At 56.0% G+C, this 17479-nt stretch carries 17 protein-coding genes; 5 read left to right on the plus strand and 12 right to left on the minus strand.

What is annotated here, in order from left to right; translation table 11 throughout:
- Positions 1-137: 137 nt before the first annotated feature.
- Complete coding sequence (locus AC27IT_RS10535) at positions 138-1076, minus strand: LysR family transcriptional regulator (protein WP_429777040.1); 939 nt, start codon at positions 1074-1076, stop codon at positions 138-140.
- 125 nt (positions 1077-1201) lie between these two features.
- Between AC27IT_RS10535 and AC27IT_RS10540 the strand changes: the two genes are divergently transcribed.
- The 4 genes from AC27IT_RS10540 to AC27IT_RS10555 all read left to right on the plus strand — a co-directional run bounded on the left by AC27IT_RS10540 (position 1202) and on the right by AC27IT_RS10555 (position 5270).
- Positions 1202-2479 (plus strand): APC family permease, encoded by a 1278-nt coding sequence (locus AC27IT_RS10540; RefSeq protein ID WP_429777041.1) that lies wholly within the window; start codon positions 1202-1204, stop codon positions 2477-2479.
- A gap of 151 nt (positions 2480-2630) precedes the next feature.
- Complete coding sequence (locus AC27IT_RS10545) at positions 2631-3332, plus strand: FadR/GntR family transcriptional regulator (protein ID WP_431809904.1); 702 nt, start codon at positions 2631-2633, stop codon at positions 3330-3332.
- On the plus strand, positions 3329-4540 hold the full coding sequence (locus AC27IT_RS10550) for a CynX/NimT family MFS transporter (RefSeq protein WP_487091780.1): 1212 nt from the start codon (positions 3329-3331) through the stop codon (positions 4538-4540). Before AC27IT_RS10545 ends, AC27IT_RS10550 begins: the two co-directional genes overlap by 4 nt.
- A 139-nt stretch (positions 4541-4679) precedes the next feature.
- Positions 4680-5270: a hypothetical protein gene (locus tag AC27IT_RS10555; protein ID WP_487091781.1), complete on the plus strand. Its 591-nt coding sequence runs from the start codon at positions 4680-4682 to the stop codon at positions 5268-5270.
- Positions 5271-5331: 61 nt separating this feature from the next.
- Here the strand turns inward: AC27IT_RS10555 and AC27IT_RS10560 are convergent, their stop codons facing one another.
- The 10 genes from AC27IT_RS10560 to AC27IT_RS10605 form a co-directional block, all read right to left on the minus strand.
- On the minus strand, positions 5332-6387 hold the full coding sequence (locus AC27IT_RS10560; RefSeq protein WP_025845075.1) for an S-layer homology domain-containing protein: 1056 nt from the start codon (positions 6385-6387) through the stop codon (positions 5332-5334).
- 216 nt (positions 6388-6603) lie between these two features.
- Positions 6604-8223, minus strand: coding sequence for a bacillithiol biosynthesis cysteine-adding enzyme BshC (gene bshC, locus AC27IT_RS10565; RefSeq protein WP_005833010.1), 1620 nt, complete (start codon positions 8221-8223; stop codon positions 6604-6606).
- Positions 8224-8336: 113 nt separating this feature from the next.
- On the minus strand, positions 8337-8894 hold the full coding sequence (locus AC27IT_RS10570; RefSeq protein WP_005833012.1) for a helix-turn-helix domain-containing protein: 558 nt from the start codon (positions 8892-8894) through the stop codon (positions 8337-8339).
- Between the two features lie 52 nt (positions 8895-8946).
- On the minus strand, positions 8947-9345 hold the full coding sequence (locus AC27IT_RS10575; RefSeq protein WP_005833013.1) for a DUF3397 family protein: 399 nt from the start codon (positions 9343-9345) through the stop codon (positions 8947-8949).
- Positions 9346-10308, minus strand: a complete 963-nt coding sequence (locus AC27IT_RS10580; RefSeq protein ID WP_007784179.1) for a ketopantoate reductase family protein — start codon at positions 10306-10308, stop codon at positions 9346-9348.
- Between the two features lie 704 nt (positions 10309-11012).
- Positions 11013-12551: an acyl-CoA carboxylase subunit beta gene (locus AC27IT_RS10585; protein WP_005832704.1), complete on the minus strand. Its 1539-nt coding sequence runs from the start codon at positions 12549-12551 to the stop codon at positions 11013-11015.
- 16 nt (positions 12552-12567) lie between these two features.
- Complete coding sequence (locus AC27IT_RS10590) at positions 12568-13341, minus strand: enoyl-CoA hydratase-related protein (RefSeq protein ID WP_025845088.1); 774 nt, start codon at positions 13339-13341, stop codon at positions 12568-12570.
- Between the two features lie 14 nt (positions 13342-13355).
- Positions 13356-14270 carry a hydroxymethylglutaryl-CoA lyase gene (locus AC27IT_RS10595; protein ID WP_025845090.1) on the minus strand — a complete coding sequence of 305 codons (915 nt, stop codon included), beginning with the start codon at positions 14268-14270 and terminating at the stop codon, positions 13356-13358.
- A gap of 52 nt (positions 14271-14322) precedes the next feature.
- Positions 14323-14535 carry a biotin/lipoyl-containing protein gene (locus tag AC27IT_RS10600; protein WP_005832711.1) on the minus strand — a complete coding sequence of 71 codons (213 nt, stop codon included), beginning with the start codon at positions 14533-14535 and terminating at the stop codon, positions 14323-14325.
- An 18-nt stretch (positions 14536-14553) separates the two neighbouring features.
- Positions 14554-15909, minus strand: a complete 1356-nt coding sequence (locus tag AC27IT_RS10605) for an acetyl-CoA carboxylase biotin carboxylase subunit (RefSeq protein ID WP_025845092.1) — start codon at positions 15907-15909, stop codon at positions 14554-14556.
- Positions 15910-16183: 274 nt separating this feature from the next.
- On the opposite strand from AC27IT_RS10605, the gene AC27IT_RS10610 reads away from it, so the two are divergent.
- Complete coding sequence (locus AC27IT_RS10610; protein ID WP_005832713.1) at positions 16184-16651, plus strand: N-acetyltransferase; 468 nt, start codon at positions 16184-16186, stop codon at positions 16649-16651.
- Between the two features lie 69 nt (positions 16652-16720).
- Here AC27IT_RS10610 and AC27IT_RS10615 read toward each other — a convergent pair whose 3' ends face one another.
- Positions 16721-17365 carry an RsfA family transcriptional regulator gene (locus tag AC27IT_RS10615; protein WP_005832715.1) on the minus strand — a complete coding sequence of 215 codons (645 nt, stop codon included), beginning with the start codon at positions 17363-17365 and terminating at the stop codon, positions 16721-16723.
- Between the last annotated feature and the right edge of the window lie 114 nt (positions 17366-17479).

Here is a 17479-nt window from a genome sequence, read left to right on the forward strand (position 1 = left end):
ACACAACCCTGTCTATCATATCATACGCAAGTACAACCATCATCTCTTTTTCCTGTTCCCGCCAATTTTTCGGCACACGGCTGCAGGTGTCGCCCCGCGAACGGCTGCGCTGCTGAAAGCGAGCCTCGCCGCTGCTGTCAGATCGCATCCGCCTTCGCTGCCGAAATGGCGTTTTTTGCTGCGCCCTGCTGCTGTCCTGCATTTGTCGTCAGCAGCTCCAAAAACCGCAGCAGCGCCTGTGGCATCCATTTTTTCTTATGATAGACCAGTTGGCGGTAGACGCGGACTTCCGGATGGGAAAAAGGCAGGATGGTGAGCGTACCGTTTTTCGCTTCTTCGGCGACGGCGATGTAAGGAACGAGCGCAATCCCTAAATCATATGCGACGCATTGCTTGATCGCTTCCAGACTGCCGAACTCGGACGACGATTCGATCGTCGCTCCGGCGTCGCGCAGAACAGACTCCATGATCGAGCGGTAGCTGCATCCGGCTTCGGTAAAAATCCAGTTTGCTCCGGCAAAATCGCGCGCTTCGAGCTGTTCCAGCCGGGCCAGCGGATGGTTGGGCGCGGCGATGACGACGAGCTTTTCTTCGCCGAGATTGATGTTCACCAGTTCAGGGTGATCCTGCAGCCAGTCGAGCACAAAGGCGAAGTCGTAGTGGCCCTCCTTGACGCCCTGGCGCAGTTCGTGACAAATTCCCGGCTTCAACAAAATGCGCACGCGCGGGTGCTCCGTGCGAAATGCTTGCAAAAAAGGCGGGAGAAAAAAAGCGGCGAGCGATTCCACCGTGCCAATGCGCAAGGTGCCAGCCAACTGCGCCTGCTCGGACAGGTTGGCCCTCGCTTCGTCCAGCACCGCCAGCAGTTGCTCGCTGTAGGCGAGAAGGGCTTCTCCGGCGTGGGTCAGTCTGATTTTTCGCCCCCACCGCTCAAACAGCGTGACGCCAAAATCCGCCTCCAGGTTTTGAATCTGCGTCGTCACGCTGGATTGCGCATAGCCCAGCACCTCTGCCGCGCGGGTAAAGCTCTGGCATTTGGCTACCTCGCGAAAGGTCAGCAAGTAGCGCGTATCCAAATTCCTCTCCCTCCTTTTCATCGAAAAAACCGATTTTAATTATCTAATATTATAGATAACTCCGATGATTATGTTATGCTACACTACCTCTACAAACAACCGAACGATAAAGAGAGGGAACATTCATGGAAAAAGCAACTGTGCAAACAGCGGGCCTCGCCAAAACGCTGCGGCTGCCGCAAATCGTCGCCTTGTACATCGGGGCCGTCATCGGGTCCGGCGTGCTGCTCATCCCGGGGCTGGCGGCAGAAAAGGCAGGCCCCGCCTCGATCCTCGCCTGGCTGGTCATGTCGATTCTCGTCTTGCCGATGGCACTCACGATGGGACTGCTGTCCGCCCGCTACCCAAGTTCCGGCGGCGTCTCCACCTTTGTCCGCACGGCCTACGGCGACCGCTTCGGCAACATCGTCGGCTGGTTTTTTCTATTATCTGTGCCCATCGGCGCCCCGATCCTCAGCGTGACCGGAGCCAACTATCTCGCGGTGCTGCTCGGCTGGGGCGACACGCAAATTTACGCGGCGGCTGCGCTCATTTTGATCGCGGTGCTCATCATGAACGTGTTAGGGATGCACGTTGCCGCTCGCGTGCAAACGATCGTCGTCGCGCTCATTATCTCGATTTTGATCGTGGCCGTCGTCGCTGCGCTGCCGCACGCTTCCGCCGCTCACTTCACTCCGTTTGCCCCCAACGGCTGGCTTAGCGTCGTGCAAGCGGCAGGGCTGTTATTTTGGTGCTTTATCGGCTGGGAGGCGGTCACGCACTTGTCCGAGGAGTTCGTCGATCCGGCGAAAAATGCCATCCGCGGCGTATTGTGGAGCGCGGGCATCGTCGCCCTCCTGTACTTTGCCGTCGCGTTCATGACGGTCGCCACTCACAGCTATGGCGCAGGCATCTCGGCGGCAGCGCTGTCCGTCATGGTTCAACTGTCACTCGGGCCTGTCGGCGGCTGGATCGTGGCTGTGACTGCCCTGTTTATTTGCATCGCCACCACCAACGCCTACATCGGCGCGGCGGCGCGGATCGCCTATGCGCTGGCGCAGGAAAAGATCGCGCCCCGCTGGTTTGGGCTGCTGCACGCGAAATACCGGACGCCGATCGGCGGGCTGTTGTTCCTCTCGCTCTGCTTTGGCGTGGTGCTGACGGTCCTGTATGCAGGAGTGATTGACCTGGCCCGGCTGATCGAGCTGCCCAACGCCACGTTTTTTGCCACCTACATCGGCGGGTGTCTCGCCGGAATCCGGCTGCTGCGCAACCATCGTCTCGGACGGCTGGCTTCCTGGACGTCGCTCGTCTTCACTGTCGCGCTTTATCCATTTCTGGGCTGGTCCGCGCTCTACCCGCTCGTGATCGCCGCCTTGCTGCTACTCTGGCAAAAGCGCATGGAAAAACGGATGACCGCGTAGCATCAAGACAGGTCGTTTCTTCTTCCCGGGAAACGCACCTGTCTTTTTTTGCGCTTGCAAACAGTTTCCTCGCTCATGAATCTTGCCCGTCGTCTTTCCCCATGCTAAAATGGCGACATTCCCAATCGTCGGATGTTTGGAGGTTTATCCTATGACATTGCAAAAACCTGTCCGCTCTTCGCTCGTGAAACAGATTGCGGAACAACTGGTGCAGCGGGTCGAATCAGGCGCGTGGAAGGTCGGAGAACGCATCCCGCCTGAGCCGGAGCTGGTGGAGCAGCTCGGCATCAGCCGCAACACGCTGCGCGAGGCGGTGCAGGCGCTGATCCACACAGGCATGCTGGAAGCGCGCCAAGGCGATGGCACTTACGTCCGCTCGTCCAGCGAGTTCGGCGCAGCGATGCAGCGACGGCTGCGGCGCTCGACCTTGCTGGAAATTTTGGAGGTGCGGTACGGACTGGAGCGCGAAATCGCCCGGCTGGCTGCCATGCGCAGGACGGATGCCGATTTGCTGCAAATCCGGCAAAAGCTCGACGCTTCCCTCTCGCTCAGGCACGATCCGCAAGCGTACATCACCGCTGACGTGGCGTTTCATATCGCGGTCGCCCACGCGACACACAACAGCGTCATGATCGACCTGTACGAGCAGATGACCGAATCCTTGCGCCTGTCTGTCAGCGGCACGCTGGATTTCCACGACCTGTTGGACCAGCAGGCAATCACACATACGGCTCTCGTCCAAGCGATTGCCGAACAAAGTCCTGACGCGGCGGAAGAAGCGGCAAGCAACCTGATTCAAGCCAGCAAAACAGCTCTCACGGAGCTGATCGAGAAAGGAGGGATGGACGCATGAGCCCTGCCACCCTGACAGCAGCGAAAAGCAAAGCGCAGCCTGTCACTCCCAAACCGTTTCTCATCATCGCCGGAATTATTTTGATTACATTTGCCATGCGCTCTCCGCTGACGGCTGTTGGCCCTCTGGTCGGCTCCATCCAAGGCGACCTCGGCCTGTCCAATGGAATGTCCGGACTGCTGACTACCGTTCCTTTGCTCGCCTTCGCGCTGCTCTCGCCGCTGGCACCGGGCATCGGGCACCGCTTTGGCACGGAGCGCACGCTCTTTGCCGGACTGCTCGTCGTCCTCATCGGGCTGATTCTGCGCTCGTCCGGCTTCGTCTTCACACTGTTCGCCGGAACCGCCCTGATCGGAGCAGGCATCGCCATCTGCAACGTGCTGCTGCCCGGCCTGGTCAAGCAGCGCTTCCCGCAAAAAGCCGGGTTGATGACGAGCGTGTACACGACCACGATGTCGATGTGTGCCGCGCTCGCTTCCGGCATCAGCATCCCGCTCGCCAGCACAGGCGGCTGGGGTTGGCAAGGCTCGCTCTTCTCCTGGGCGCTCCCGGTCCTGTTCGCCATCGCCGTCTGGCTGCCGCAGCTTCGCGCTGACGGAAGCCAGCCAGGAAAAAGCACGGGCGAAAAAAGCAAACAAGGGCTGTGGAGCTCGCTGCTGGCCTGGCAGGTCACGCTGTTCATGGGCTTGCAGTCGTTTCTGTTTTACTGCACGATCGCCTGGCTGCCTACGCTCTTGCAGCAGCACGGCATCAGCCAAACCAGCGCCGGATGGATGCTGTCGCTCGTGCAGGCGGTCAGCCTGCCTGCGAGCTTTTTCACCCCTGTGCTCGCTTCCCGCTTGACGAATCAGCGTTTGCTCGCGGCTGTAGTCGGCCTCTTCTCCCTCGTCGGCTTCGGCGGGCTTTTGCTCGGCACAAGCGAGCTTCTGCTCTGCCTCTGCCTGTTGCTGCTCGGCCTCTCGCAAGGCGCCTGCATCAGTCTCGCCCTCACCTTTATCGTCATTCGGGCCAAAGACGTGCGCCAGGCCGCCCGGCTATCCGGCATGGCCCAGTCTGTCGGCTACTTGCTCGCTGCGGTCGGCCCGATTTTTGTCGGCTTTCTCTACGATTTGCAGCACTCCTGGACCGTGCCGCTCAGCCTGCTCTGCCTCGTCAGCGTGTTGGTCGTCACAAGCGGCATCGGGGCCGGGCGCAATCAAACCGTTTGAGCGTCACGTCAAAAAGCGTGCGGACCGTCACTGGTACCCGCACGCTTTTTTCTTTTGGAGGCAGAAGCGCCTTCCCGCGCTCGTTATATGGTAAAATATAGGAAAAAGAGCGACACAGGCCAAGGAAAGGTGGCGAATCATGAGACGCTTGTGGTTGTTCAGCTTGACGCTCCTGCTGTTTTTGCCAGGATGCGGGGAACCGGAAGTGGAAGTCACGCTGCCGAAAGAGGTGGAAAAGCGCATGGAGGAGCAGCTTCACGTCGACATTGTCGTTCCGCCTGCGGAAAAGCTCGCGGTCAAATACGCCGAAATCCGCTACCCGCCGATCGTAAACCAGCAGCAGATCGCCGGCCCCTCTGTCGCCGTCATTGTGTACACCGATGAAAAAGGCGAGCTTCTGCCACTGACTGACGAGCAGCGCGCCGTGATGCGAAACAGGCAGCAACGCGAACTGTTTTACGGTGAATACGCTGGCAGGCCGGTCATCATCATGGAAATCCACACGATGAAAAATTTCCTCGCCGACGCGCAATCACAGCTCATCGAAGGAATGGCGGTCGAGTACGGGCAAAAGGAAACCGACTCAGGGACGTACGCCTTTTACAGCTTCAATTACGATGACACCGCTTATACGACCACCTTTTTGCTCCAAAACGGGATGACCACAGAAGCTGCCGTCGACTTCAACCGCAAGCTGATCCGCCTGCTTAAAGGCCAGGGGGAGTCGTAGCGCGTTTTCCTCAAAATCGCAAAAAGCTGGATGCAAAGCACCCAGCTTTTTTTGTTGCCCGCTATTCGTCTTTGCCAATCAGCCGGAACGTCTTGCCGTCCGCAGACGAGAGGTAAAAAGTTTTGTCGACGCTGCCGCCCAGTTCGCCCGCGTAGTATTGGACGGTCAGTCTGTACTTGTTCGTGCCGATTTTGGCGAAGTACAAAAGTTCATTGAATTGCGGAAAACGCACGAAGTCGTAAATTTCGTATTTCATGAACGAGAAATGCTCGCGCAAAAAAGACTCGCTGACATTCAGCTTGTTTTGCCTCACATACGCGACGAGGTCGTCGTAGCGCCTGATCTTTTTCTGGTCCATCACATCGCGGACAAACGCCGCTACGGCATCGGTCATCGCCTTTTTCTCGCTCTCGCTCACCTGGCCCGGGAACAGCTCTTCCATTTTGCTGTCCAGTCGGGTCAGCATCGCGACGGCCTGCGCTCTGCTGATCGTTTCTTGCGGGCGGAACGTGCCGTCCGGATAGCCGGAGAGAAGCCCCATTTTGTACGCCGGATAGACGGTCATGACCTCATGCTCGTTTTTGGGCGACAGGTCGGAGAAAAACCGCGCCGTCGTTCCCCGGTATTTTTCGCCCTCGGACTGATGGCCGAGCGCTGCCAACAGAAGGCGCGCCGCCTCCAGCCGCGTCATTCCATCCGTCGGTTTGCCTGTCGTCATGATGCCTGCTGCCGCCAGGTGGCGATACGTTTGCTCCGACCAGCGGCCCGAAGCTTTCGCTACATACGTCTCTTTGACAAAAGCGTCCGGCTCGTGCCCTTTGTAGGACGGGAGCACGCGCTCTATCAACGAAAGAAACTGCTCCTGTGTCACTGTTTTCTCCGGTTGAAACGTCCCGTCCGGGAAGCCTTGAATCAACCCGGCTTTGGCTGCCTGCTCAATCTCCTTGGCCGCCCAATGTCCTTTTGTGTCGAGGAAGGAGACGGAAGCGGTGACGGCCTTTTCCTCCCTGGCCTGGGCCTGATTCGACTCGCCAAGTGCTGTGCCTGCCCAGGCCATCGACAGGACAAGCGCCCATACAGTGGCTTTTTTCCCGAATAGTCGCGACTTGTTCTCCATCCCGAGTACCACCTTTCTTCACAGGAATTCCGTTATTCGTAGGACGCAAACTTTGTCGGAAAAGTTTCGGCATACGCCGTAGAAATTGTTTCCATTTTCCAAACACGCAAGAAAAATCAAGCGATTCGCAGCGCCTTCATTGCACGAAAAAAAGCCGACTGGCCGTCTAGGACGATCAGCCGACTTTTTGTTTTCATCCGTTTTGTTTTTTGCCTGTTACACGAAAAAGAGTTGATGAGTGCCGTCGTGAGCAAACGGAGCCTCGACCAGACGATCAACCAGTTCCAGCCCGTACTTGTTCGCGAAGGGGAAAAAACAGAGCTTGCGTTCCTGCAAGCCGCCCTCGGGCAAAAGCGTCGTCTCGATCCGCTTGATCCGGTTATAGGCGACATCTTCTTTTTGCTGCAAGGAGCGAATCAAACGTTCCTCCAAAAAGGACACCTGCTCAAGCAACAGCGCACTGTTCTTTTCCGCCAGGCCGCGCATTCCCGGGTCCAGACGCAGCACCTCTTCCACGAGCGGACGGTACATGGCCTGGATTGATTCGCGCGCACTGGCAAATTGCTCATGCAGCGGATGCGGCCCTTGCTTTTTCTCCCACTCGGCTTTCCAGCCCGCAAAGTCGGTCAGCACCTGTTCGACCGTAAGCTCCAGACTCTCCAGCAGACGGAGGTGAGCGCCTTCCACGAGGGTGATGGACATGCGCGGCAAAACAATCGGCATCTGCATCCCGAACAGCTCGAAAACTTCGCGATAGTACGCCCAATAGGCGATCTCGCCTGGCCCCCCGATGAAAGCCACAGTCGGAAACAAATGCTCCTGCATCAGACCGCGCGTGACGACATTGGCGCTGAATCGCTCAGGCTGCTCCTGGACCAGCCGCAGCAATTCCTCGCGACTGTACGACTGCCGTCTGTTGACAAAGCGATCCAGATGCCGGGACAATAGCAGCCGGTCTTCCCCTTCGTAGATGAACAGGTTGGCCTGTTGCTCGTCAACTTCAAGCTGCAACGGATACCCGGCCGCTGCGATCCGGTCTTTTGCCTTCACGAGCAGGCGGGCCATCTGCTCGTTTTGTTCGATCACCTGCTGAAACACGGGGCGTTCCAGCTCCCGTACGAACGGCAGCGATGACTCGACGAGGATCAGCCCATGCTTTCCGAACAGTTGGGCCATCAGCCGGGCAAACCACTCCGCCACCGTAGCCGAGCTTTTGGCTGTTTGCGTCAGCAATTCCCGCACGTTTTTCGTTTCGGCTGTCTCAGTTTGTTCCTGGAAAAAAGCATCCAGGAACTGCATACACACCTCTTCTTCCAAAGCCAGCTTGCTTGCCGACATGCGCCCTTTTTTTCGCAGCTTCAGCCGTTCCTTGTGCAGACGGGTATCGCTATCCGCCGCCCAGTACACATGATCGATTTCATCAATGTCATGGTCTTCTCCGGCGATCCAAAAGACGGGGACGACGTTTGTTTGCAGTTCGGCCGACAGCTTTCGCGCTGCCTGAATCAAATGAACCGCTTTGTTGATCGTGTACAGCGGGCCTGTGAGGACTCCTGCCTGCTGGCCGCCGATGACGACATATGTATCCGGCTGCTTCAGTAATTCGATGTTTTTCAGCGCTTCGGGGTGAGTGCCTATTGCTTCATTAAAGTTATGTAAGCCTTCCGCCAGTTGCTTCCGCTCGAAGGTTTGCGTGGAGAGCCACTTCAACCGTTCCCGGTATGACTGATCTTGGTAGGGATTGTGCGCGAATAAGGACAAAGCAGATTCGTTCTGCTGCTGGTACTCTCGTGCCAGCCGATTTGCCAATGGAAGCGCAACGCGTTCAACATTCATGCTAGCTCACCTTTCTTAGGGCGATGGTCACTGCAAATTATACCACGCTAGCCATCCACAAAAAACAAGACAACCCGCCAAAATGGGTTGTCAAAGTGTAGCGCTGTTTTTTCTTAAAATTGAGGCGGTGTGACAGACCAGATCAGAACGGCTTCCACGTCGCCGCTGTTTTCAATCGTGTGCGATTTGCTGCTGTCAAACGAGATGCTGTCGCCTGTCTCCAGCACGTGCTCTTCATCGTTGAACCTCGCTGTCACGCTTCCGGCGATCACCGTGAAGCATTCCTCGCCTTCGGTCTGGACGAATTTGTCCGCGACCATTTCTCCTGGCATCAGCCGGACCTCCAGCATGCCCAGCTTGGCGCTCCCTCCCATTGAGAGCAACGAATACGTGCCTGTCGATTCGGGAAAAACCAGTTGTCTGCGCTTTTGCAGACGTGTCACGTGTACTTGCTTTTGATCGATGTCCTCGAAGAAATGAATGATCGGGGATTCCAGCGCCTTTGTGATTTTCCACAGCGAATCCAGCGATGGCTGGGAAATTCCCCGCTCCACCTGACTGAGCAGCCCTTTGCTCAGCCCCGTTTTTCCTGCCATGATCTCCAAAGTAAATCCACGTTCTTTTCGAATCATCCGAATCTTATGTCCGATGCTCTCGATGGGAAGTCGCATAGTTCCAACCTTCTTTCTTATCGGAATAAATACGATATGTATAGCCAGTGCGTTACACCACATCCATCGTCTTGATTATGCCCGTCGTAAACAGCACTATATAGACAAGTCCAAACCAGAGAAACGACAACCGCCAAGCGGAAAATCCTACCTTTTTCAAGGAGAGCTTCCCTTTCAACTTCACCTGGAACCAGCCTAGCAGCACAATCGTCACCAGGAAAAAGCAGCTAACCCACCACCAGGCTGACATCGCTTCTGGCCAGATGAGCTCGTACGCGGAAACAGCGGAACGAATCACCAAAAAATTCGTGATATTCACCGCCCAACGACCTGCCAATCTTTTGTTCCGCTTCACCATGTACACAATCAAATAGACAAGCGGAAATCCTAAGAATGGCACTACGGTCAGCGTCCCCCAAAAATAGGACCAGAAAGTTGTCCACATGGCCATCTACTGTCGCCTCCCCTCCTTCCCTATTCCCATGCCAGATTTTAGAAGAATGACGCGAAGCAAGGTCTCGTGCAACGGAGTAGGAATCCCAGACTTTTTTCCTAATTCGACAAGATAACCGTTGATTGATTGTACTTCCGTAGACCTATTTTTCATCACATCTTGCAGCATAGAGGAAAGATTACGGGAAGTACTTCGGCAAATAACGACAATTTCCTGCCAGTCTTTTTCCCCAATTTTTTGTCCGGCGAAAGCAGCTACCTGCGCGGCTTCATCAAACAAATCGCGCATCAGCGCTTGTGTATGCGAACTGTCGAGGAGTGCCCCGTTCGGGATTTCAAACAATGCCGTAAGCGGATTTATCAAGGCATTGGCGAGCAGCTTTCTCCACGCATGCGGTTCAATCGCTTTTTCGTAGATCGCCGTAATCCCCGCAGCCGATGCCCATTCGACAAAGGAAGCGATCACGGGATCTCTGCTGTTTCTCTCCTGCCATGGTCCGACACGCAAAGTGCCTGTCCCGGTATGCTCCACTTCCGTCGCGGAATGCCTTCTGGCTCCTTCTGTGTGAATGGCGAAAAAGCATTGCGCGTCCGCAAGCACTTCTGCGAGCATTTCCTGGTGCCCCATCCCGTTTTGCAGCGCGACGACGCGCGCGGCAGGATTCAAGTCGGTCAGCGCCGGAAGCAACGGAGGCAAATCAGGCTGCTTGACGGCGAGCAGGTACAGGTTCCCTGCAGGCAAGCCAGCTTCAATGGGGCGGGCAGGTACCATCACCTTTGTTTTTGTGCCGTCCAGACGCTGGAGCGAAAGTCCTTGTTCCATGAGTTGATTCGCCTGAAGTGAACTGCGCGTAACGACGGTCACGGACAGTCCAGCGAGCGCAAGCCTTGCTGCGTACAGCAAACCAACGGAACCACCGCCAACTACGACCACTTGCAAATCGCTAGTTACTGGCTGCATTTGTTCACCTACATTAATCAATACTTATTTTATAAGAATAGCAGAGTTTAGGAGATTGTTCAATTGATTGGAACAAAAAAGATCGCAATTATCGAAAAATTCTCTGTTGATTCTTTCGTTTACATGGCCGGATGAGGTGAAAACTTTGGGTTTAGTACGTGCTGTGTTTTAAAAGCGGCCTTCATCGGCACTTTTGGTGCGGCGAGGAAAGAGACGAAATCGCTGTAGCTTCTTGGGCTCCCTGCTGGGGGGCTGGACTGCCTGGCTGCGGGGAAAAAGCGAAACCGCGTCCAAAAGTGGTTGATTCAGGGAGCTTCTCAGAGTTGGACGCTAAAAGCGTGTTTCGCTTTTTCCCCTCCGCCTCGGTTGGGAGCCCAAAGAGCTTTCGCGGATTTCGTCTCTTTCCTCGTCAGGGGCCAAGGGGGATGTCGGAGGGGAAAAAGAAAGGGCAAGGTAAAAAGATTGGACAAGAATTAAAGAAGAAGTGCGGGCATTCGTGTGGACCTTTCTGGGAGCTATCATTCTACCTGCTCGACCATTCGCAATGCTTTTTGAATCTGCTTCCTTGCCTTGGGCAGCCTGACTTCCTGATTTACAATACAAAAATCAACATCGAACGAAAGAAACAGCTCGCAGAGGAATTTACCTTTTCGCCAGCCAAAAAAGACTGCCGCCCAAAGGCGACAGTCTCCAGCCATTCCCTCCTACACTGGATAAACCGGATGCTTCCGGTCGGAGAACACTTGCCGTTTGTCCTTGTAAATCTCGTAGCGCGCAATCAGGTCCTGGCGCAAGCTGCTCGGCGGAACGATCGCGTCGACGATCAGGTTCGAGGCCAACAGGTACAGATCGATGTCCTCCTGGTACTCCTTGCGCTTTTCCTGAATGAACGCCTGGCGCTCGGCCGGGTCTTCGATGGCCTGAATTTTGTTGCTGTAAACGGCGTTCACCGCTGCTTCCGGGCCCATTACCGCGATTTGCGCGCCGGGCAGGGCGATACACGCATCCGGCTCGAACGCCGAGCTGGCCATCGCGTACAGTCCTGCTCCGTACGCCTTGCGCACGATGACGGAAATTTTCGGTACGGTCGCCTCGGCCATCGCCGAAATCATTTTCGCCCCGTGGCGGATGATGCCCGCGCGCTCCACCGCTGTGCCGATCATAAAGCCCGGAACATCGGCCAGGAACAGGAGCGGGATGCCGAACGCGTCGCACAGCGTAATAAACCGCGCCGCCTTGTCGGCCGAATCGACGAACAGTACGCCGCCCTTCACCCGCGGCTGGTTGGCGATAATCCCGATCGGCTTGCCGTCCAGACGGGCAAGACCTGTAATCAGCTCCTGGGCAAACAGCTTTTTAATCTCGAAAAACGAATCCGCATCGACCAACGATTGAATGAGATCGTGCATGTTAAAGGGCGCGTTTTGATTTTCCGGGACAATGCTGGAGATGTCCTTGGCCGTTTCGATAGGGCCTTTAGCCGCTGCCAGCGGAGGCTGTTGCGTGTAGTTGGCCGGAAAGAAGCTCAAGTAGGTGCGCGCCGACCGAATCGCTTCCTCTTCATTGGCAGCCAGCACGTCGCCGCAGCCGCTCACCGAGCAGTGCATCCGGGCGCCGCCCAGCTCTTCCAGGCTCACCTTTTCCCCGATCACCATTTCGGCCATGCGCGGGGAGCCAAGGTACATGCTCGCGTTTTTGTCGACCATGATGACAATGTCGCAAAATGCCGGGATGTACGCTCCGCCTGCAGCGGACGGGCCGAACAGGATGCACACTTGCGGAATTTTTCCGGACAGCTTCACCTGGTTGTAAAAAATCCGGCCCGCTCCCCGTCTGCCAGGGAACATTTCCAGTTGATCCGTAATCCGCGCCCCGGCCGAGTCGACGAGATAAATCAGCGGCACGCGCATTTTTTCGGCCGTTTCCTGAATGCGGATGATCTTTTCCACCGTCCGCGAACCCCAGGAGCCAGCCTTGACCGTAGAGTCATTGGCCATGACGCACACTGTCTGGCCGTTTACTTTTCCGATGGCGGTCACGACGCCGTCTGCCGGCAAATCTCCCGCCATGACATTGGCGAACAGCCCGTCCTCGACCATAAATTCATCGTCGAACAACAGCTTCAGCCGATCGCGGACAAACAGCTTGTTTTGCTCCTTGAGCTTTTCGTGGTACTTGGCATCGCCACCTTGCTGGATTTGCGCGATCTTTTCCTGCAACGTCTCTTCCAAATGTTTGCTCATCGGCTACTCCCCCTCGTCACTCTCCGCGATAGTTCGGTTTTCGTTTTTCGGCAAAGGCTGCCAGCCCCTCCAGGCGATCTTTGGTCGGAACGAGCAACTGGTAGGCGTTGCTCTCAATCAACAGCCCTGCTCCCAGCTCGACCTCGCCCCCGCAGTCAATCGCGAACTTCGCCTGTGCGAGCGCCAGCGGAGCGTTGTTCGCAATCTGGGCAGCCATCTCCAGCGCTGCGCCCATCAGTTGCTCCGCAGGCACGACGCGGTTGACCAGCCCGATCGACAGCGCCTCGTCCGGCTGGACGCGCCGCGCAGTAAAAATCAGCTCTTTGGCAATGCCCTTGCCCACCAGCCGCGGCAGGCGTTGCGTCCCGCCCGCTCCCGGAATAATCCCAAGCGACGTCTCCGTCAAGCCTATTTGCGCCTGATCGCTCATGATCCGCAGATCGCAGGCGAGCGCCAACTCTGTGCCCCCGCCCAGCGCCAATCCGTTGATGGCGGCAATGACCGGCTTCGGCAGCTTTTCCAGCTCGCTGAACGTGTCGCGAATCGTCCGGATGTAGTGCTCGACCTGTTCAGGCGACATGCCGCGCCGCTCCTTCAAATCCGCGCCCGAGCAAAACGCCTTGTCTCCCGCTCCTGTCACGACCACGACGCGCGTGCTGCGATCGCCCGCCAACTCTGCGACAAGCTGTCTCAGCTCGGTCAATGTCGCGAGGTTCAGGCAGTTGAAAACGTCCGGCCTGTCAATCGTCACGACACCGACCATGCCCTCTTTTTGGTAAGAAATCGTCATGTAGTCCCTCCTCTCTACGTATACTCCTCCAACTGGCGTTTTGCCAGGTTTGCTTTCAGCACTTTCGACGACAGCTCCCGGCCAAGCTGCTCCTGGATGTAGGCGCCTGCTTCCGTCAGTCGGTTCAGGTCGACTCCGGTTTCATAGCCCATGCCGTGCAGCATGTAAACCAGATCTTCCGTCGAGATGTTGCCTGCCGCGCCGGGAGCGTACGGACAACCGCCCAGGCCGCCAATCGAGCTGTCAAACGTGCGGATGCCTTCTTCGAGCGCCGCCACCACATTCGCCAGACCCGTTCCGCGCGTGTCGTGAAAATGCCCGGCCAAGCGCTCGGTCGTAACATCTTTCACAAGTTCCGCAAAAATCTCGTGTACCTGCTTCGGCGTCGCCACCCCGATCGTGTCCCCGAGCGAAACCTCGTACACGCCCATCTCCAGCAGCGCATCGGTGACTCTGCGGCTGTTGTCAACAGGAACGTCGCCTTCGTACGGACAACCGAAAACGGTGGAGACGTACCCGCGCACGCGCATCCCGAGAGCGAGCGCCTCCTTCGCCACTTCCGCCAGCACGGGAAAAGTTTCCGCGATGCTCTTGTTAATGTTTTTGCGGTTGTGGCTCTCCGAGGCGGACATGAACAGGGCGATTTCATCGAGACCGCACTGACGCGCCCGCTCCAGACCGCGCACATTGGGCACAAGGGCGCTGATCTGCACACCTTTTTTTTCGACAGGCAAAATCCCTCGCAACACTTCTTCCGCGTCAGCCAACTGCGGAATCCAGCGCGGGTTGACAAAGGAGCTTGCCTCGATCCTCTCCAGTCCCGCATCCAGCAGCTTGTGGATCAAGGCGATTTTCGCCTCTGCGGGCACGATGGCACTCTCATTTTGCAGCCCGTCTCGGGGGCCAACCTCTACAATTTGCACCTTCACGCTCATCCCGCCTCCTTTCCTAGCGACCGCTCAGTTTGGAAGAAAAAAAATACTACTCGAGAACGACGATAACGTCGCCATCGTTGACAAAGTCCCCGACGTTCGCTTTGACTTCCACGACTTTGCCTGCTTCCAGCGATTGCACCGGCACTTCCATTTTCATCGATTCCAGCACGATGACGTCCTGGCCGTCGCTAATTGTGTCGCCTGGCTGCACCAGGACGGAAATGACTGTTCCTGCCATGTTTGCGGTTACTTGCTTCATGAATGACCCTCTCCTTGTTTAGTGATTGGATTTGGCTTGGCGCTCTTGGCGCTCGGTGATAAACCAGGTGGTGTAATCTCCGGCCTGGAAATGCTCGTCTGCCAATACTTCCTGTAAAAACGGAATGTTCGTTTTAATACCAGTAATCAGAAAATGGTTCAGCGCTTCCTGCGCCCTTTGCACCGCTTCTGCGCGGGTCTGCCCGGAAATAATCACCTTGGCGATCATCGGATCGTAAAAAGGCGTGACCTGTGTGCCCGACTCCACTCCGTCGTCGATCCGCACATGTTCCATGACAGGCGACTGATACAGGCTGATCGTGCCTGGCGATGGCAAAAACGTCACCGGGTCCTCCGCGTAGACGCGCAGTTCGATCGCGTGGCGCTTTGCCTGCACTTCGTCCTGGCTGATCGGCAGCGGATGTCCGTCCGCGATGGCAAGCTGCATGGCTACCAGATCGTAGCCGGTCATTTCTTCCGTCACGGCATGCTCCACCTGCAAACGCGTGTTCATTTCCAAAAAGTAAAAGGTTTTGTTTTCATCTACAATAAATTCGACCGTGCCCAGACCCGTGTAGCCGACGGCCTTCGCTGCCTTTACGGCTGCTTCGCACAGCTTCGCGCGCGTGGCTGGGTCGAGGAATGGCGACGGGCTTTCCTCCAGCACCTTTTGATGGCGCCGCTGGATCGAGCATTCGCGCTCCAGCAAATGAATGACGTTGCCGTCGTTGTCCGCGGCAATCTGCACCTCAATGTGACGCGGGCGCTCCACGTACTTTTCCACGTACATCGCATCGTTGCCGAAATAAGCTTTTGCGCGGCCCTTGGCCGACTGATAGGCCTGGAGCAACTGCGACTCCTCCCGGCATATTTGCATCCCGATCCCACCGCCGCCTGCACTGGCCTTCAGCATGACCGGATATCCGATTTCGGTCGCTTTGGCTGCTGCCTCTTCCACGGTCGCAAGCGATTCCTCGCAGCCTGGTACGACAGGCACGCCTGCCTCCTGCATGATTTTGCGGGCGGTCAGCTTGTCGCCCATTTGCCCGATGACTTTTGGCGAAGGGCCGATGAAGATGAGTCCTTCCGCTAAAACGCGGCTCGCGAACGCTTCGTTTTCCGAAAGCAGTCCGTAACCGGGGTGAATGGCATCGGCATTCGTGCTCTTGGCAGCCGCGATAATTGCCTCCACGTTCAAATAGCTGTGCGGCACTGGTGGCGGGCCGATATGGACGGCCTCATCTGCTTCGCGGACAAACGGCAGGTCGCGGTCGGCATCCGAATAGACCGCTACGGTCGCGACTCCTTGTTCGCGGCAGGTGCGAATGATCCTTCTGGCAATTTCACCACGGTTTGCGATCAATACCTTGCGCATGGCAACGCTCCCCTCTTTGACAAACCGGCTTCAATCGAAAGCGTTTCCAAATCGTTTGCTCGGTTTGTTTCATGTGCTGCTTACTTCTATTTTGCCATGAGAATGAACATAGTTCTAGCAAGAAATTTTAATTTTTTCCAAGGAAGCGCAATCACTTCCTGTCAATTCCTAGACGAATCAAAGAAAACGCTTCGGAAAATCCAATCCTTGTGTATAATAGAGGAGAGTGGCCGAAGCTGGCCAAGGCAAAGAGCTGTGAGAGGAGTGGCTAACCATGTTTGAAGTAAGACGTTTACAGATCAACTACAAGACACTGGAGGAATTCCAAAAGTTTCGCGAATTTGGCCTGGAGGAGCTTTCGATGAAGGAAGACCTGGAGGCGAACATCGTGGAGAACGATTCGGAATCTCCTTTTTATGGTATTTACGACAACGATCTTCTGGTAGCACGCATGAGCCTCTATAAAATCGACGGGAAATACGATCGTTATTTCCAGCCAGCCCAAGATTACTACGAGCTGTGGAAGCTTGAAGTTCTGCCTGACTACCGCGGCAAAGATTACGGGACAGCTCTGGTTAACCACGCAAAAAGCTTTGGCGCTCCTATCAAAACCAATTCCCGCTGTCGTGCGGACGAATTTTGGCTGAAAATGGGCTTTACCCCTGTCAAGTACAATCCGATGCGCGACCGTGGCGAAAACCCTTACGTCTGGTTGCCGGAAAACGTGGAGCTGCAAGACTAGCTCTTCGTCCGGACGAGAAAAAAGAAGCGGACTGAACACCGCTTCTTTTTTCTGTCGAAAACCCTGCATTTATTTTTCCACGCGCTCCAGATTGCCGTTTTCGTCCATTTTGAAAATAGCTTTGGCGGATTCTTCTTCCTGCAAAAAGGCAAGCTTGCGAGCCCGGTCCATGATCTGGACGAGGGCGCGGTAGTCGTCGTTTACGCCCTGCACCTGCTCCAGTTCTTTTTTGGCGCGCTCATGCGCTTCTTTCAATTCTTTTAACTCCAAATCTTTTCCTTCCAACTCTTGTTCCAATTGTCGCAAGCGACGGGCCATTTCTTTCTGGTTGACGAGCATGCGAATCACGGATTCGATCTGCTCCTCCTCCACTACCTCCAGCTTGGCAGCCTGCGTCTCCGAAGCAGCAGGCGCCGCCTGCCTTGGCGGCAACAAAACCGCATCCGTCTCGGCCGCTGCGGCCGGCGCTTGTATCCGACCCATTTTTTTCAGTTGCTGTCTTTGGCTCTTGGCAATCGAGATTGCTGCATCGTAACGTTTGCGCACGCAACTATTCCAGCGAAAACCGCACGCTGCCGCAGTCCTACCCAACCTTTGACCCACTTCTTCAAATGCGGCAAGCTGTGTGCCGCCTTCGCGTATGTGGCGCAAGGTGACTTCCGCCAACACGAGATCGTCATCTTCGGTCCATGCGTCTTGTCTGGAAGCTACCATATGAGTCCCTCCCGTTACCTTTAAAAAGGATGATGTAGTTCATCCTATGCTTTTCCCTACTCTTGTAGAATCGCTTTCTACTAGAAAAAGTATGTCCAAGCAAATAAATGTTTA

This window comes from Brevibacillus sp. YAE8, assembly GCF_057543335.1.

What these genes read in the sequence shown, in the direction of transcription:
- AC27IT_RS10590 (WP_025845088.1), bottom strand. Translation starts at nt 13,341, where the DNA reads ATGACGATTTCTTACCAAAAAGAGGGCATGGTCGGTGTCGTGACGATT.
- AC27IT_RS10610 (WP_005832713.1), top strand. Translation starts at nt 16,184, where the DNA reads ATGTTTGAAGTAAGACGTTTACAGATCAACTACAAGACACTGGAGGAA.
- AC27IT_RS10540 (WP_429777041.1), top strand. Translation starts at nt 1,202, where the DNA reads ATGGAAAAAGCAACTGTGCAAACAGCGGGCCTCGCCAAAACGCTGCGG.
- AC27IT_RS10570 (WP_005833012.1), bottom strand. Translation starts at nt 8,894, where the DNA reads ATGCGACTTCCCATCGAGAGCATCGGACATAAGATTCGGATGATTCGA.
- bshC (WP_005833010.1), bottom strand. Translation starts at nt 8,223, where the DNA reads ATGAATGTTGAACGCGTTGCGCTTCCATTGGCAAATCGGCTGGCACGA.
- AC27IT_RS10575 (WP_005833013.1), bottom strand. Translation starts at nt 9,345, where the DNA reads ATGGCCATGTGGACAACTTTCTGGTCCTATTTTTGGGGGACGCTGACC.
- AC27IT_RS10580 (WP_007784179.1), bottom strand. Translation starts at nt 10,308, where the DNA reads ATGCAGCCAGTAACTAGCGATTTGCAAGTGGTCGTAGTTGGCGGTGGT.
- AC27IT_RS10600 (WP_005832711.1), bottom strand. Translation starts at nt 14,535, where the DNA reads ATGAAGCAAGTAACCGCAAACATGGCAGGAACAGTCATTTCCGTCCTG.
- AC27IT_RS10585 (WP_005832704.1), bottom strand. Translation starts at nt 12,551, where the DNA reads ATGAGCAAACATTTGGAAGAGACGTTGCAGGAAAAGATCGCGCAAATC.
- AC27IT_RS10560 (WP_025845075.1), bottom strand. Translation starts at nt 6,387, where the DNA reads ATGGAGAACAAGTCGCGACTATTCGGGAAAAAAGCCACTGTATGGGCG.
- AC27IT_RS10545 (WP_431809904.1), top strand. Translation starts at nt 2,631, where the DNA reads ATGACATTGCAAAAACCTGTCCGCTCTTCGCTCGTGAAACAGATTGCG.
- AC27IT_RS10550 (WP_487091780.1), top strand. Translation starts at nt 3,329, where the DNA reads ATGAGCCCTGCCACCCTGACAGCAGCGAAAAGCAAAGCGCAGCCTGTC.
- AC27IT_RS10615 (WP_005832715.1), bottom strand. Translation starts at nt 17,365, where the DNA reads ATGGTAGCTTCCAGACAAGACGCATGGACCGAAGATGACGATCTCGTG.
- AC27IT_RS10605 (WP_025845092.1), bottom strand. Translation starts at nt 15,909, where the DNA reads ATGCGCAAGGTATTGATCGCAAACCGTGGTGAAATTGCCAGAAGGATC.
- AC27IT_RS10555 (WP_487091781.1), top strand. Translation starts at nt 4,680, where the DNA reads ATGAGACGCTTGTGGTTGTTCAGCTTGACGCTCCTGCTGTTTTTGCCA.